The sequence below is a fragment of the Stenotrophomonas pictorum JCM 9942 genome, assembly GCF_001310775.1.
GTDB lineage: Bacteria > Pseudomonadota > Gammaproteobacteria > Xanthomonadales > Xanthomonadaceae > Stenotrophomonas > Stenotrophomonas pictorum.
This window is the reverse complement of the sequence record NZ_BAZI01000023.1, coordinates 1-16,662: the sequence shown is the minus strand read 5'-3', so window position 1 is coordinate 16,662 and position 16,662 is coordinate 1. Positions and strand designations below refer to the sequence as shown.

Annotated in this window: 9 protein-coding genes and 1 pseudogene; 7 read left to right on the top strand and 3 right to left on the bottom strand. The window is 63.4% G+C overall.

Annotated elements, in window-relative coordinates:
- Positions 1–224: 224 nt before the first annotated feature.
- Positions 225–2,765: a cation-translocating P-type ATPase gene (locus JCM9942_RS02890; protein ID WP_054657486.1), complete on the bottom strand. Its 2,541-nt coding sequence runs from the start codon at positions 2,763–2,765 to the stop codon at positions 225–227.
- 522 nt (positions 2,766–3,287) lie between these two features.
- A pseudogene (locus tag JCM9942_RS02885) lies at positions 3,288–4,552 on the bottom strand (phospholipase D-like domain-containing protein).
- 533 nt (positions 4,553–5,085) lie between these two features.
- Between JCM9942_RS02885 and JCM9942_RS02880 the strand changes: the two are divergent.
- The 3 genes from JCM9942_RS02880 to pstS (JCM9942_RS02865) all read left to right on the top strand — a co-directional run bounded on the left by JCM9942_RS02880 (position 5,086) and on the right by pstS (JCM9942_RS02865) (position 12,141).
- Positions 5,086–6,297 carry an OprO/OprP family phosphate-selective porin gene (locus JCM9942_RS02880; protein ID WP_054657484.1) on the top strand — a complete coding sequence of 404 codons (1,212 nt, stop codon included), beginning with the start codon at positions 5,086–5,088 and terminating at the stop codon, positions 6,295–6,297.
- 184 nt (positions 6,298–6,481) lie between these two features.
- Positions 6,482–8,743: an ATP-binding protein gene (locus tag JCM9942_RS02875; RefSeq protein WP_054657482.1), complete on the top strand. Its 2,262-nt coding sequence runs from the start codon at positions 6,482–6,484 to the stop codon at positions 8,741–8,743.
- Between the two features lie 2,378 nt (positions 8,744–11,121).
- The gene (pstS, locus tag JCM9942_RS02865) at positions 11,122–12,141 is read left to right on the top strand and encodes a phosphate ABC transporter substrate-binding protein PstS (protein WP_054657478.1); all 1,020 of its coding nucleotides are present in this window, start codon (positions 11,122–11,124) and stop codon (positions 12,139–12,141) included.
- 389 nt (positions 12,142–12,530) lie between these two features.
- Here the strand turns inward: pstS (JCM9942_RS02865) and JCM9942_RS19895 are convergent, their stop codons facing one another.
- Complete coding sequence (locus JCM9942_RS19895; RefSeq protein WP_256202279.1) at positions 12,531–12,659, bottom strand: hypothetical protein; 129 nt, start codon at positions 12,657–12,659, stop codon at positions 12,531–12,533.
- 379 nt (positions 12,660–13,038) lie between these two features.
- Between JCM9942_RS19895 and pstS (JCM9942_RS02860) the strand changes: the two genes are divergently transcribed.
- The 4 genes from pstS (JCM9942_RS02860) to JCM9942_RS02845 form a co-directional block, all read left to right on the top strand.
- Positions 13,039–14,127, top strand: coding sequence for a phosphate ABC transporter substrate-binding protein PstS (gene pstS / locus JCM9942_RS02860; RefSeq protein ID WP_054657476.1), 1,089 nt, complete (start codon positions 13,039–13,041; stop codon positions 14,125–14,127).
- 146 nt (positions 14,128–14,273) lie between these two features.
- Positions 14,274–15,242, top strand: a complete 969-nt coding sequence (gene pstC / locus JCM9942_RS02855) for a phosphate ABC transporter permease subunit PstC (protein ID WP_054657474.1) — start codon at positions 14,274–14,276, stop codon at positions 15,240–15,242.
- Entirely contained in the window at positions 15,242–16,108 is an 867-nt protein-coding gene (gene pstA / locus JCM9942_RS02850; protein WP_054657472.1) for a phosphate ABC transporter permease PstA, read from the top strand. Before pstC ends, pstA begins: the two co-directional genes overlap by 1 nt.
- A gap of 16 nt (positions 16,109–16,124) precedes the next feature.
- Positions 16,125–16,662, top strand: a 538-nt coding sequence (locus tag JCM9942_RS02845) for a phosphate ABC transporter ATP-binding protein (protein ID WP_157722751.1), incomplete at its 3' end; no start/stop codon positions are given.

The following is a 16,662-nucleotide window of genomic DNA, read 5'->3' as shown; positions in this document are numbered from 1 at the left end:
CGATCGTGCCAGTTCAAAGACAAGACCGCCGCCTGACGCGGCGAGACCGCCGGCCGCAGGCGCGGCCCCCTCGTCATGGCGCCCGTCGGTCACTGCGGGCCGGTTGATCCTGCATGGCCGCTACGTGTGCAAGGCACGAGAACCGGGCTACGTCCCGTGAGTGACCCATGAGCTGTGCCCGCTCAAGGACAGCGGCGTGCCGCCGACGCGCACGATCCCCGGATCTATCGTGCAAGGGGAGTTGCCTTGAGACGGGCTGACAGGCGCAGCGCAAGGCGCAATCCTTCCAGCCAGATGAAGGTCAGTGCGAGCATGATTGCCGCACCGGCCACAATCACCGGGGTCGGCATCGAAAGACCCATGATGTGGCGCAGATACGGCACGCTGATCGCCAATGTCAGCAGCAGCACGACGCCGAGGAACATCGGCCTGAGCCAGCGGTTGCGCATGTGGCCGCGCGCAACCAGGGAATGATCCGGATGACGGTTGGCAAGGACCAGAGCGAACAGGCCAAAGATGAGCGCAATGAAGACTGCCGTGCGGCCGTGCGTCACATCGATACCCGCGCTGAGTATGCTTCCATAGCCGGCCAGCAGGACCATGGCAGCGCCGATACCCTGCACAATGGCAACGGCAATATTTCCCGCGGCAAACGGTGATTCGGCCAAGGCACGCGGCGGACGCTGCATGACGCCATCGGCTTCCGGCTCGGCTTCGAACACTATCGAACACGAGGGATCGATCAGCAGTTCCAGCAGGACGATGTGCACCGGCATCAGCATCACCGGCCAGTGCAGCAACGAGGGTACCAGCGTCAGCGCAATGATCGGCATATGCACCGCAAACACGAAGCGGGTCGCCTTGGTGATGTTGTCGTAGATGCGTCGTCCCTGGCGGATCGCCTCGACGATGCTGGCGAAACTGTCATCCAGCAGGACCAGCGATGCCGATTCGCGCGCGACATCGGTACCGCGTTTGCCCATGGCGATGCCGACATCGGCCGCTTTCAGCGCCGGCGCATCGTTGACGCCGTCGCCGGTCATGGCAACCACCTCCCCATCCTCGCGCAGCAGACGGACCAGCCGCAGCTTCTGCACCGGCTTCAGCCGCGCGCACACATCGACGTGGCGCAAGCGCGCCAGCAACGCCGGATCATCCAGCGTATCGATCTGGGCACCGGTGATGACGTCCGCACGCTCACTAAGACCCACTTCACGAGCGATCGCCATGGCGGTGGCCGGATGGTCGCCGGTCAGCATGATGATGCGGATGCCGGCCGCACGGCACTCGGCGATCGCCGCCGGCACCTCAGGCCGCGGTGGATCGACAAAGCCGAGCAGGCCGAGGAACTGGAAATCGAAATCATGCTGGCTGTGCGGCGGCGTCTCGCCCTGCCAGCGTCCACGTGCAACGCCCAGCACGCGCAGGCCGCGCGCGGCCATCGCTTCGGCCTGGGCCAGTATCCTCTTCGCGCCGGCGGCATCCAGATGGCACAGATCCACGACCGCCTCGGGCGCGCCCTTGGTCGCCAGCATGTGTTGCGTGCTCCCCCCGACCGGGAAGACGCGCGTCATCGCGAGAATCTCGGACGACAACCCATACTCGAAATCGGGTGACCACTCCGCATGCACATGCGCGCTGCCATTGAGCCAATGCATGCCGAACTGCTGGATCGCCTTTTCCATCGGATCGAAGGGATCGACCGGGGTCGCCAGCATCGCGAACTCCACCAGTTCGTGGAACGGCTCGGCGAGCGCCTCGGCGCCGGCGCTGACAAACGTCGCATCTTCCCGCCGCAGTTCGGCAACCTGCATGCGGTTTTCGGTCAGCGTGCCGGTCTTGTCCACCGCCAGCACCGAGATGGCACCGAGCGCCTCGACGGCCGGGACCCGCCGGGTCAGCACCTTGCGTTGCGAGATCCGCCACGCGCCCAGCGCAAGGAACACGGTCAGGATGACCGGAATCTCCTCGGGCAGGATGGCCATTATCAGGGCGGTGCTGGCGAGCAGGCTTTCCACCAGTCCGTGCGCATCCCACAGCCAGTTCACGAGGAAGTACACCGCTGCCAGGCTCAGTCCACCCACAGCCAGATTGCGCACCAGCCGGCGCGAAGCCAGTTGCAGGCCGGAGCGTGGTTCCTCGGTCGCCGCCAGCGCTTCACCAATACGCCCGACCGCCGTCGCCGCCGCCGTCGCGGTGACCTCGGCCAGGCCCACGCCACGCGTTACCAGGGTGCTGGCTAACAACTGGTTGCTGGCGGTCCCAGGCAGCTTGGCCACGGGCACCGCCTCACCGGATATCAGCGACTCGTTGGCATCCAGCTGGCCATCGATCAGCAACGCATCTGCAGAAATGCGGTCGCCTTCATGCAGGATGAGCAGATCACCGACGACGACCTCCCGGCCGGGAATACGCAATTCCTGGCCATCACGCAGGACCAGGGCGCGTGGTGCCGACAGATCGCGCAAGGATTCAAGCGCACGCTGGGTCTTGCGCTCCTGGATCACGGTGATGCCAATCACGACAAATACAGAGCTCAACAGGAAGATCGCTTCGGCCGTATCCCCCAGTAGAAGATAGAGGACGCCGGCGACGAGCAGCATCAGGAACATCGGTTCGAGCAGGATCCCCAAGACAATGCCGATGAACGTCTTGGGACGGGTGCCGGGCAGCATATTGGGCCCGTCCATGGCGAGCCGGCGCGCGGCCTCTTCGCCACTGAGGCCTTGCAGATCCCGGTTCGAGGGTGGGCGCGTTGCGTTCATCCGCTGAATTTCCCCGGCATGCTTGATTGCGTCGTCCCCATCACTCTACGGCCACCCTTGAAGGTCATGTCGCAGGTGAACAGGCACACAGGCAAATCCATTGTGCCGTAAAGGCCCATGCCATGGCGGGAGGGTATCCACTCCTTGCAGGTGCCCCCCTGCCCGCCGCCCGATCCAACGGTGTGAGCCGACCGCTCGCGAGCAACGAGCGGGTATCTGCCTGAATCCCCCTCATCCGCGCAGCACAAGCCGGGCGCCCTACCGTCTTCCCGCGCGAACCCACCACCGGCCTTTCCCGAGGACGGGCCGGATCAAGAATCTGAGGATTCCGGAGGTCTGCGGTGGGTCGGACGCGGCCTCCCCCTCTGCGCCGCTCTCCTACCGACCATCCCGGCCCCCTCATCACCAGCCGGACAGCAGCTCCTCCAGACGAAGCCACCGGCACATCCCCCCGGGCGCCCCCAGGCAAAGCGCGCCAGGGACCCGCCAGTGCCTACCGGCGCCACAACAGCGGCCGCCGGATCACAGCTGCGATTTGATCGGCAGGATGAACTTCTCCATGAACTTCTCCTTCAAGGGCCGCTGCTCCCACATGGCGTAGGTGTATCGCACCGTGTGCTCCAGGTCGGCATCAAACACGTCGGTCATGCGTGCGGCAAAGGCGGCGTCGTACACGTTGAGGCTGGCTTCGTCGTTGAGCCGGAAGCTGCGTACATCGAAGTTCGTGGACCCCACCGAACTCATCACCCCATCCACGATCAGCAGCTTGTTGTGCATCATCGTGGGCTGGTATTCGTAGATCTCCACGCCGGCCAGCAACAGCTCGCCCCAATGCGCCTTCGAGGCCAGGCGGACGGTCTCGGAGTCGATGTGCTTGCCGGGCAAGGTCACGCGCACCCGTACCCCCCGGTGGCGGGCGGTGATCAACGCCTTGATGATCAACTCATCGGGCACGAAATATGCCGCCTGCAGGTCGATGGTGTGCTCGGCCGCCGCAATGGCCATCAGGTACATCAGATGCATGCTCTCGCTGCCGCCGGCAGGCGATGCCACGAACATGTGGCGTCCATCTCCCCGGCAGGCACAAGCGGCGGAAAATAGTCCGCTCCGTTGAGCACCTGGCCGGTGGTCTTGATCCAGTTGTCGTTGAAGGCGGCCTGGATCTGTGCGACCGCCGGGCCCTCTATCCTGAAGTGCAGATCGCGCCAGTGTTCGCCGTCCTGGGCATGTCCACTCCACTGGTCGGCAATGCCTACCCCGCCGGTGAAACCCAGCTTGCCGTCGATCACCAGCAGCTTGCGATGGGTACGGTTGTTGAGGCGCCCCAGGTTGTACCACTTGAGCGGACGGTACTGGTGCACCTCGGCGCCGGCGTCGCGGATCTGATCCAGCAGACGGGTGTCCATCTTCAGGCTGCCCACCCAGTCCACCATCACCTTGACCTGCACGCCTGCACGGGCGCGCTCGGCCAGGGCATCTGCAAACTCCTGGCCTATCTGCCCGGACCAATAGATATAGGTTTCGAAAGTGATCGTCTTCTGCGCCGAGTGGATCGCCTCCAGCATCGCCGGGAAAATCTCGTCACCGTTTTCCAGATCGGTGACCCGGTTGCCCGGTATCAGCCCGGGCCCGAGCAACACACCCATTTCCCTGCGAAATTGCGGGCTGTCGGCCGCGTACAGATGCTCGATCCTGCGCTCGAGCTTCTTCTCCGAGGTTTTGAAATTCATCGCCACCACCGCCAACAGCAGCGTAATCAGGGCGGTGGTCACGATCGTCCAGACCATGCGTTTTCGGCTCCAGCGTTTGGCCATGGGGCAGTCCCACGTGGGAAGCCAACAAACTAACTGCAGGCCGGATCAGCTGTGCGTGAAGCCGCCCGGTGCCGAACAGCGAAACCCGGCGGTTGTTTGCACGCCCATGATGGCTGCGCCCCCCTGTAACTGGAGGCCGTCTCGTCCGCCCGGATGGCAGGGCTGCAACAGCCAGAAGCGTCACTGGCGGAGCCACGCAACGGGGGCGCATAGCGTTCCCGGCGGCGGCCCGGATGGCCCACCCCGGGCCTGTTGTTGATCAAATGGGACGGTCCCCGCCTCGCCTTCCGACGTTTCCGCGCTCCCCGCGCAATGCCCGCATTGCTCCCGCTGAATGCGCAGGTATCACTGCCATCTGCGCGACACGGCGCGGTAACAGCGGCGCGTCCCAATACCGTGGCGCCTGTCCGGCGGGGACGTGCGGCGTTGCCGAACTGTCACATTTACGCAATCTTTACGCCCTAGCCTTCGCTGCATCCTCAACCCGCCTGCAAGGCCCTCCACTCATGAAACTGCATCGCCAGCTCCTCACTGCAGCCGTTGCTGCGGCGCTGTTTGTACCGGTCGCCCACGCGGAAGTCGCCATCGACGTCATCGGCGGTTCCGAAATCACCTTCGAAGGTCTGGTGCAGGCCGACGGCAACTGGTTCGACAACGACCGCGCCGACCTCAACGGCAGCACTGGCAAGAACGGCAAGGACAGCGAGTTCGAACTGCGTCGCGCCGAGCTGGTGCTCAAGGGCAAGGGCCCGGGCAACATCGAGTGGGTGGTCGGTTACGACGCCAAGGCCGACAAGTTCCTGGACACCAACGCCAAGTACAAGCTGGGCGGCAACAGCAACCACTACCTGCAGGTTGGCCAGTACAAGCAGCCCAACAGCCTGGAAGAACTCTCCAGCACCAAGAACAACGATTTCATCTCCAAGGCCACCGTCACCAATACCTACGCCGTCGCCCGCCGCCTGGGTGTGGGCTATGGCCTCGGTGACAGCAACTGGTCGGTCACCGCCTCGGCCTTCGGCCGCGAGCTGACCCGCGATCTGGCCCACGGCAGCGGCTACGGCCTGCGCGGCACGTTCGCCCCGATCAACGACAAGGGCAACATCCTGCACTTCGGCCTGAGCTACGCCGACTACGACACCGACGCCGACACCCTGCGTCTGCGCGCCCGCCCGAATGCCGACCTGGCCACCGTGCGCCTGGTGGACACCGGCGACATGAAGGACAGCGACCGCATCAGCACCCTCGGCGCCGAAGCCATGTACGTGCAGGGCCCGTTCAAGGCGCAGGCCGAGTACTTCAACGCCAAGGTCAAGCGCTATGACCACGACAACTACACCAGCGACGGTTACTACCTCAGCGGCGTGTGGAACGTCACCGGTGAGACCTGGAGCTACAAGGGTGGCACCCCGGGTCTGGGCCTGCCCAATGACCCGGGCCGTGGCATGTGGCAGCTCGGCGCCCGCTTCGATCACATCGATCTGAACGACGGTGGCCTGCGTGCCCCGGCCATGGTCGGCGGCGCACCGCTGGTGGATGGCGTGCTCGGCGGCAAGATGGATGTCTGGACCGTGGGCGCCAACTGGTACTGGCGCTCCAACTTCAAGGCCTCGCTGAACTACGTGATGGTGGACAGCAAGAAGTACAGCTCCAGCGCGCGCGGCTTTGTCAGCGACAAGCCCAACATCCTGGAAGCCCGCCTGCAGTTCTTCTGGTAAGCCGTTGCCGCCCGCGGTGCTGTGACACGAACGCCCCGCAAGGGGCGTTCGTTGTTTCCGGCCGGTGGCTTCGGCGGGAGTGGCGCCCGCCCCGTGATGCTCGATGAAGGTCAATCGCACGCTGCACCTACAACCACGAAGCCCTGCGGATACTATCTACGGTATCCCTCTTATCACTTGACCCATGGCGACGACTTGCCAAGAGCTAAATCGCACCTTTTTTGATCTACCCACCGATGAAAACACCCAAATCGAGACTGCTGAGCTCTTGGCTGATCTCGCCATTGGCGGAAGGGCTGACTGGTCTACCCTACTGGATTCCGAGCGCATTCTGATCGTCTCTGAAGCAGGCATGGGCAAGACATACGAGTGCCAGCGCCAACAGCAAAGGCTTTGGGAGGAAGGCCGATCGGCGTTCTTTGTGGAGTTGGCCACGCTGGCGACGGACCCGCTGGAAAGGCAGTTCTCCACCGAAGAGAGGCAGCGCTTCGACAACTGGAAAGTAGCGCAGACCGAACGCGCATTCTTTTTCCTGGACTCGGTCGACGAGTTGAAGCTCACCCAGCGCTCTTTTGAAACGACTCTCAAGCAGTTCGCCGCGACCTTAGGCGACAACCTTGAGCGAACGTGCATCGTTCTGACGACGCGCCCGACCACATTCGACTTGAATGTCGTTCGAAAGCGGCTCCCGGTTCAACCACCTCTGGATGTGTTCGTACCCGAGGACTACTTCGCCAACGTGGCGATGAGCGTGAACAAAGACAAGTCGGTCAAGCGATCAACGCCGGAATGGCGATTTGTCGCCCTGTCGGCATTGGACGCGAAGCAGATGCGTGCACTCGCAGTTGCCCAAGGCGTGGGTGACCCGGATGAGCTGCTCGACGCCGTCAATGCCCACCATGCTTACGACTTCGCTAAGCGTCCGTTAGATTTTCTGGAGCTTTGTGGTGACTGGAAGCTGCATGGACGCATTCGAACCCACCGCGAGCAAGTGGATAGCAGCATCGATATCAAGCTTCGGGCCCGCGGCGACCGGCCGGAACGAACGCAGTTGCCGCCACAACGGGTACGCGACGGGGCAGCTCGATTGGCCTTGGCTTGCCTCCTCTCGCGAAAATTTACGCTCTGGCACAGCAGCGACGATGACCGCGGCCGAGGGGACGCCCCCCTGGACCCGGCCAAGATCCTGGACGACTGGTCAGACGATGAGGTGAAAACGCTGCTCGAACGCCCCCTGTTCGGCTTCGCAACCTATGGGCGAGTTCGATTCCACAATCGATCCATCGTCGAATTCCTAGCGGCGGAACGGCTCAAATTGCTCGTGGATCGCGGACTTCCGATCCGGGCATTGATGCGCCTGCTGTTCGCGACAACACCGGAGGGCCAGCGGATCGTCAAGCCCTCGCTGCAGCCCGTTGTGGCTTGGCTGGCGCCCCACATTTCTACGGTTCGCGCCGAACTACTCGATCATGAGCCGAGCGTTCTGCTGCGACATGGCGACCCCGGCTCATTGAACCTGACGCTGCGGACGCAGGCGTTGGAGCGATACGTTCACATGTACGGCGCTGGAGGCTGGAGAGGTCAGGGGATTCCGAATCTGCAGGTCCAACGCCTAGCCACAAACGATCTCAACGAGGTCATCGCCTCCCTGTGGGCTGGCGGTGTTAGGAATCCCGAGGTTCGGGAGACGCTGCTTGAATTGATCGGCGCTGGACAGATGACAGGGTGTGCAGACATCGCCTATGGCGTTGCCACCGATCCAGACAACGATGCGCGCGATCGTTTGAATGGGCTTCTGGCGCTCGCGGAACTCCAGGATTCGCGCCTATCGGCATTGCTAGATCTGATCGCCGTCTCATCGCCAGATTGGCCTGAGGATCTGGCGCAATCTGTCATCTATCACCTGTTTCCCCGGCACTTATCGGTTCCGCAACTCGTCAAGACGCTTGCACGTCTCTCTCCAAAATTGCGTGAGATCGGGGGCATCTCAACCATGCTGCCGCTGGCAATCGCCAAGGCGAAGTTGGAGCCTACTGCTTGGGCGGAGCTGCAACACCGACTGGCAGAACTGGTATCCAACAGTTGCCGCTGGCACGACCAGCACTATCGAGTCACATCCGGTCGTCAGGATCTAGTGCCTGCGTTGCTGGTCGCCAGCCGGCGCCGGCTAGAGATGGGAGAAACCGGCTCCGATCTCTTCGATGCCGTCGCGCTTGCCGGGTTGCTGGCGAAATCGGATCATGACGCGACCGAAGACACCAAGACTCTGAGGCTGTCCTCACCGCCGCGCCAAGCGAGGTTCGCGCCGACGTGTTCTGGGCCAGTGACCGTCTGGTCAGAGAGCACTACCCAAAGGACGACTGCGAACCTTTCTTTCGCTTCCATCAGTTCGAGTTGCATGGTGCATACCAAATCGAACTTCAAAAGGATGCCGACTGGCTTCTGAGCACGCTCTCCGATACCTCCGAGCCGCTTGCGAATCGCGAGCTAGCCTTGGAAACCTCCCTTCGCTACTCGGGTGACCACCCGGATCGCCTAGCATGGCTGAAGCAACTCGTAGCAATGTCCCGCGACAGCGAAGCACTGGAGGTCCGCGCCAAAGAGTTTCTTAGTGCCGTGGAGAACCCAGGTCCCAAGCCTACATGGCAGATAGAGAGTGAAACGCGCAGGGAAAAATCCCAAAGAAGGCACGCCAAGAATCTTGCCAGCTGGAAGCTGTTTTGGCGAGAGCTGAACAATGATCCCGGAGCGGCTTTTTCAGACGATCGCGTCGACAACACCAGTTGGAACCTCTGGCGCACCATGGAGAAGGATACTCAGGATCACTCGTTCTCCGGATGGAACCCTGGGTTCATCGAGCGCGCGTTCGACAAGGATATGGTGGATCGCTTCAGGGGCGCGCTCGCGGCAGCGTGGCGCAAGGACCGTCCCACCCTGCAGTCAGAGCGGCCTGTTGACCAGCGCAACAGCTATCTGATGCGATGGCGCACGGGTCTTGCAGGCCTCTATGCGGAGTCTGAAAGCGCCACTTGGGCATCCAAGCTCACCGCGGAAGAAGCAGATCTCGCTTGCCGTTATGCATTGCTGGATCTGAATCGGCTACCCCCTTGGCTCGATGCGCTTGCGCGGGTACATCCAGCCGTTGTGGAAGCAATGATCGGGAAGGAACTCCTGGATGAGTTGGAGGATGTGGATGCGAAGCACTCGATGCTCCTACAGGACATCTCCCATGCATCCCCCGCGGTCATCACACTGTTTCTCGTACGCATCAGGTCTTGGTTGAAGGATTTGCTTGCCAAGGGAGATGCTTCCATCTTGGAGGCCGACAAAGTGGGGCGCGCAACGAAGCTTCTTCTCGATCATGGAGATGGCCAAGACACCGCCTACATGTGGGCAAAAGGACGATCGAAGTTGCAGGGAACCCCCGCACCGTTAGAAACCCAGTTCTGGCTCCCGATCCTTGCCCGCTTGGATCCTGCGATATGCGTTGAAGAAATGGAGCGGCTAGCCAGCTCAATCTTGCCTGCACAGCATTCGCAAGTCGTCGGTTGGTTCTCGTCACTGTTCGGCCACGAATCCGATCTGGATTTGTCCAAGTTCGAGGCGTCGCCCGAGCTGCTGTTGCGGCTCGTCAGGCTAGCCAATCGGCACATCAGGCTCGAGGACGACCTGAATCATGACGGTGTCTACTCGCCTGGTCATCGGGACCATGCGCAGCGCGTCCGGAGCGTACTGGGGAATTCGCTATTGGGCATCACGGGACCCGGAGCATGGGACATCAAGATGCAGTTCGCCGAGGACCCCGAAGTTTCGCATTATCGCGACCGCATCAGGGCAATTGCCTTGGAGAAGTTGGCGGAAGACTGGGATGCCGTCGTTCTGAGCGAGGCCGAGGTTGTGAGGTTGGAACGTGAGCACGATTTCTCGCCAATCAGCCGCGTGGAGATGGCAGCCCTGCTCGACACAAGGCTTGCTGACATCGAAGATCTCCTGCTCCAGGACGCGTCACCACGGGAGCTCTGGGCAACAATCAGCATTGAACGATTGCTGCGCCGTTCGCTGGCGGCAGAATTCCAGAAAATGGCCAGGGGAGCCTATCTGGTCAATCAAGAGGCCGTAACGGGCGATGAGAAAGAGTCCGATATCCGCCTAGCCTCTACTGCAGCACATCTGGAAGCAGTGATCGAGCTCAAAATCGGCGAAAAAGGTTATACCTTTTCCGATCTTCGGAGTGCACTCCACTTGCAGCTGGTGGGGAAGTACATGTCGCCCGAGCACCGGCGCGTTGGCTGTTTGTTGATATCGATCAGGACAGATCGATCCTGGAAGGATCCAGATACCGGAAACAGGATGGAGTTCGAAGAGGTAGTAGCCCTCTTAGACGCCGAAGCGAAGGCATTGACGGCTAGCTTGGGGTATGGGGCGTTCGTTGCCGTCAGGGGTCTTGACCTGCGCCCCAGAGGAAAGACGTAGTGCCCCTGAAAAAACAGTGTCAGATGGCCGCTTCAGGCAGGAAATTGCCGCTCGCGGCGCGGGTGGCTCTTTCCTAGGGCTGGCAACTGCCGCTCCAAAAAAACCGGGGCTGCGGCCTCCCCGGGCGGACAACTTAAGGACTCATTGGCTGCACGAGTTGGCCCCAAGCGGCCAACTTATCCCTACAAGAACAACCGCCCCCTCCGCTGCCGGACGCACTGCACACCATGTCCTGAGCGACCCGCGCCGCTGTCACAGGCGCGTCATATGACAGACGCGGCGTTGTCATCCAATGGTTATGGAATAGGCGCCGGGCGGACCTACCGCACCTCACCCTCCCAGGAGCCTTTCGTGATCCACGCCATCAAATCGCGCGCCGCTGTCGCCATCCTCGCCGCGTCCTCCGTGTTCGCCGCCAACGCTGCCGATATCACCGGTGCCGGCGCCTCCTTCATCTATCCGGTCATGTCCAAGTGGTCGGCCGACTACAGCGCCGCCACCGGCAAGCGCGTGAACTACCAGTCGATCGGCTCGGGCGGCGGTATCGCCCAGATCAAGGCCAACACCGTGGACTTCGGCTCCTCCGATGCGCCGCTCAAGCCCGAAGACCTGGCCGCCTCGGGCCTGGTGCAGTTCCCCTCGGTGATCGGCGGCGTGGTGCCGGTGCTGAACGTGCCGGGTGTGGACGCCGGTGCGATGAAGCTCGACGGCCCGACCCTGGCCAACATCTTCCTGGGCAAGATCACCAAGTGGAACGATCCGGCCATCGTCGCGCTCAACGGCGGCCTGACTCTGCCGGACAGCAAGATCACCGTGGTGCACCGCTCCGACGGTTCGGGCACCACCTTCAACTTCGTCAACTACCTGTCCAAGGTCAACGGCGACTGGAAGACCACCGTGGGCGAAGGCACCTCGGTGCAGTGGCCGGTCGGCATCGGTGGCAAGGGCAACGAGGGCGTGGCCGCCTACGTCAAGCAGATCAAGGGTTCGATCGGCTATGTCGAGTTCTCCTACGCGCTGCAGAACCGCCTGACCTTCTCGCGTATGAAGAATGCCGCCGGCAACTTCGTGCAGCCGCGTGACGAGACGTTCTCCGCCGCGGCCGCCAGCGCCGACTGGGCCAACGCCCGCGACTTCTACCTGGTGATGACCAACGCCCCGGGCGAGCAGTCCTGGCCGATCACCGCCACCAACTTCATCCTGATGCGCAAGCAGCCCAAGAGCGCCGAAGGTGCCAAGGCGGCCGTGGAGTACTTCCGCTGGATCTACGCCAACGGCGATGCGCAGGCCCGCCAGCTGGACTACGTGCCGCTGCCGGACTCGCTGGTGCGCCAGATCGAAAGCTACTGGCAGCAGAACGTCCGCTACTGAGGAGTGCGGCGGCGAGACCCTCTCCCTCGCCGCCTGCGCCACCGGCCCCGCCGGGGAAGCCCTCTCCCTTCCCCGGCGGGTCGGCACGGACGCCGCATCCACCACCAGGCCGCCCTTCGGGGCGGTTTTGGTTTCCGCCGCCCGCAGCGGCAACCCTTCGGACCATCGACGGGCGATATCAGAAGCCGCTACCGGCGGTTTGGGATTGCCGCCTTCGTTGGCGGCCCCCTTCGGGCCATCGACGGGCGACGTCAGAAGCAGTTCCCGGCGGTTTGGGGTTGCCCCGGCGCTGTCCGCGTCGCGTTCCTGTCCCTGTTGAAGGGCCGAAAAGCGCCTTGTTTTGAGACAGAAGTCTCATCGATGCCGAAAAAAGCGGCATCGTTGCCACTTCAAGTGCCATCGTTGCCCCAAAAAGGGGCAACGTTGCCGAAAAAAGTGGCATCGATGCCCCAAAAAGGGGCAAGCGTGCCGAAAAAAGCGGCAGTGATGCCCCAAAAAGGGGCAACGTTGCCGGTCAAAGTGGCATCGATGGCGAAAAAAGCGGCATCGATGCCGTTTCAAGTGCCATCGTTGCCCCTTTTTGGTGCAAACCCGCCGCACCCGATGGCGGGACACCGGCTTCCAGCGGCGGCGGTGGCGCTCGCCCACCCTCGGTTACAGCAGCGGCGTCCATCCGTCCGGTCCCCACCCGGTCCTCTCCCGGTCCGCCCGCTCCGGCAGCACACCAACCACCGGCCGCGCCCCGTCCCGGCGAGCGCCGCGCTCCTGCCCGGCAAGTCCTTGCCGGCATAGGGGATTTCAGATTCTTTCGGCGGTGTAATCAGGCTGTAACAAAAACATCATTTCATAGCCTCATCCGCTGGCCCTGCCGGCATCTGCCCCGCTATGGAGTGACCCATGAAGCTGCACACGACCGGTCTTGCCGCCCTCTCGCTGGCCATCGCGCTGGGCCTGTCGGCCTGCGTTGGCGCGGGCAACCAGGCCGCTTCCACCCCGGACAACGCCGCCACCGGCGCTGCCGCCGCCGGTGACAAGGTGTCCGTCGAAATCTCCGGCGCCGGCGCCTCCTTCATCTTCCCGCTGGTGTCCAAGTGGTCGGCCGACTACAACGCCGCCACCGGCGCCAAAATCAACTACCAGTCCATCGGCTCGGGCGGTGGCATCGCCCAGATCAAGGCCGGCACCGTGGACTTCGGTTCCTCCGACAAGCCGCTTTCCACCGAAGAGCTGGCGCAGGCTGGCCTGGGCCAGTTCCCGTCGGCGATCGGCGGCGTGGTGCCGGTGGTGAATCTGGAAGGCCTGCAGCCGGGCCAGCTGCGCCTGACCGGCCCGCTGCTGGCGGACATCTTCCTGGGCAAGATCAAGACCTGGAACGACAAGGCCATCGCCGAAGCCAACCCGGGCGTGCCGCTGCCCGACACCAAGATCACCCTGGTGCACCGCTCCGACGGTTCGGGCACCACCTTCAACTTCTCCAACTACCTGTCCAAGGTCAGCGGCCAGTGGAAGGACAGCGTCGGCGAAGGCACCTCGGTGCAGTGGCCGGACGGCGTCGGTGGCAAGGGCAATGAAGGGGTGGCCTCTTACGTGAAGCAGATCAAGGGTTCGGTCGGCTACGTCGAGCTGGCCTACGCGCTGCAGAACAATATGCCGTACGCCTCGATGCAGAACGCCGCCGGCAACTGGGTGCAGCCGACCGCCGACACCTTTGCCGCCGCCGCGGCCAGCGCCGACTGGGCCAACGCCAAGGATTTCAACCTGGTCATCACCAACGCCCCGGGCGCCAATGCGTGGCCGATCACCGCCACCAATTTCATGCTGATGCACAAGCAGCCCAAGGATGCCAAGCGCAGCGCCGATACCCGCGCGTTCTTCAAGTGGGCCTTCGAGAGCGGCCAGGCCCAGGCCAACGAACTGCATTACGTGCCGCTGCCGGCCGAGCTGGTGACGCAGATCGAAAGTTACTGGGCCAGCGAGTTCAAGTGACGCAATGACGCGGACGCACCACCGGTGCGTCCGCCTTTGTCATTGCGTCATCCCCGCGCAGACGGGGACAACGACCTCAACGATATGTACTCCCCGCCCCCGGGGACAGAAACACCACCGCATCCTCTTGGGCCCCCGCCGCTGCCATGAATGCCATCGCACCGACCCTAGTTCCGCCCAGCTCGCGCGATCTGCGTGATGCCCGCAACGACCGGCTGTTCCGCTGGTTCCTGATCGCCACGGTGATCCTGGTGCTGGTCGCCTTGGCCAGCGCCGCGCTGTCGATGCTGTGGGGCGGCCGTCATGCCCTGCAGGAGCAGGGCCTGAGCTTTTTCTATTCGGCCGACTGGAACCCGGTCGAGAACAAATTCGGTGCGCTCGCGCCGATCTACGGCACCATCGTCACGGCCTTGATCGCGATGCTAATCGCGGTGCCGGTGAGCTTCGGCATCGCCTTCTTCCTGACCGAAGTGGCGCCGCGCTGGCTGCGCGGCCCGGTCGGCACCGCCATCGAACTGCTGGCCGGTATTCCCTCGATCATCTACGGCATGTGGGGCCTGTTCGTGCTGGTGCCGGTGATGACCGAGTACGTGACCCCGTTCCTCAACGACCACCTCGGCACCCTGCCGCTGATCGGTCCGCTGTTCCAGGGCCCGCCGCTGGGTATCGGCATGCTCACCGCCGGCTTCGTGCTGGCGATCATGGTCATCCCCTTCATCTCCTCGGTGATGCGCGAGGTGTTCCTCACCGTGCCCACGCGGCTGAAGGAATCGGCCTACGCGCTGGGCTCGACCAAGTGGGAAGTGAGCTGGGACATCGTCCTGCCCTACACCCGCTCGGCGGTGATCGGCGGTGTGTTCCTGGGCCTAGGCCGCGCCCTGGGCGAGACGATGGCGGTGGCCTTCGTGATCGGCAACAGCGTGCGCCTGACCCCCTCGCTGCTGGAGCCGGGCACCACCATCGCCGCGCTGATCGCCAACGACTTCGGTGAAGCCACCGAAACCTACCGCTCGGCGCTGCTGCTGCTCGGCTTCGTGCTGTTCATCGTCACCTTCGTGGTGCTGGCCATCGCCCGCCTGATGCTGATGCGCCTGTCCCGCAAGGAGGGCAACTGATGTCCGCCACCTCGTCCGATTCGCTGTACCTGCGCCGCCGCATCACCAATGGCGTGGCCCTGTTCCTGGGCTGTGCCACGGCGGTGTTCGGCCTGTTCTTCCTGGGCTGGATCCTGTGGACGCTGCTGTCCAAGGGCCTGCCCGGCATCAACCTCAACCTGTTCACCCAGATGACACCGCCGCCGATGCAGGAAGGCGGTCTGCTCAACGCCTTCTTCGGCAGTGCGGTGATGTGCGCCCTGGCCATCGCCATCGGCACCCCCCTGGGCGTGGCCGCCGGCACCTGGCTGGCCGAGTACGGCAATGCGCGCAAGGCCGGCACCGTGGTGCGTTTCGTCAACGACATCCTGCTGTCGGCACCGTCGATTGTGCTGGGCCTGTTCGTCTACACGCTGTACGTGATGCAGACCGGCGGCCAGTTCTCGGCCTTTGCCGGCGCGCTGTCGCTGGCCTTCATCGTGCTGCCGGTGGTGATCCGCACCACCGACGAGATGCTGCGGCTGGTGCCGGTGCAGATGCGCGAGGCCGCGCTGGCGCTGGGCGTGCCGCAGTGGAAGGTGATCATGCAGGTGCTCTACCGCAGCGCGATGGCCGGCATCGTCACCGGCATCCTGCTGGCCCTGGCCCGCATCTCCGGCGAGACCGCGCCGCTGCTGTTCACCGCCTTCGGCAACCAGTACTGGAACTCCAACGTGTTCCAGCCGATGGCCTCGGTGCCGGTGGTGATGAACCAGTTCGCCGGCAGCCCGTATGAATCCTGGCAGGTGCTGGCCTGGGCCGGTGCCCTGGTGCTGACCGTGTTCGTGCTGCTGGTCAGCCTCTCCGCGCGCGGTCTGCTGCTGCGCAACCGCATTTCAAACGACTGATCCCATGGACCTTCCCATGAACGACCTCACCAACGCCGTGCCGATGCAGCGCATCGCCGTGCCCGCCGCCCACCAGTCGCTGCACACCCCGGCGCCGGTCAAGCTCGCCGCGCGCGGCCTGGACTTCTACTACGACAAGTTCCATGCGCTGAAGAACATCCACCTGGAGATTCCGGAAAAGCGCGTCACCGCGCTGATCGGTCCCTCCGGCTGCGGCAAGTCCACCCTGCTGCGCATCTTCAACCGCATCTACGCGCTGTATCCCAAGCTCGAAGCGCGCGGGGAAGTGCTGCTGGACGGCGAGAACATCCTCTCGCCCAAGTACCCGATGAACCGCCTGCGCTCCAAGGTCGGCATGGTGTTCCAGAAGCCGGTGCCGTTCCCGATGACCATCTTCGAGAACGTGGCCTACGGCATCCGCCACCACGAGAAGCTGTCCAAGGCCGAGATGAACGTGCGCGTGGAACAGGCGCTGCGCCAGGGCGCGCTGTGGGACGAAGTGAAGGACAAGCTGGGCCAGAGCGCGCTGGGCCTGTCCGGCGGCCAGCAGCAGA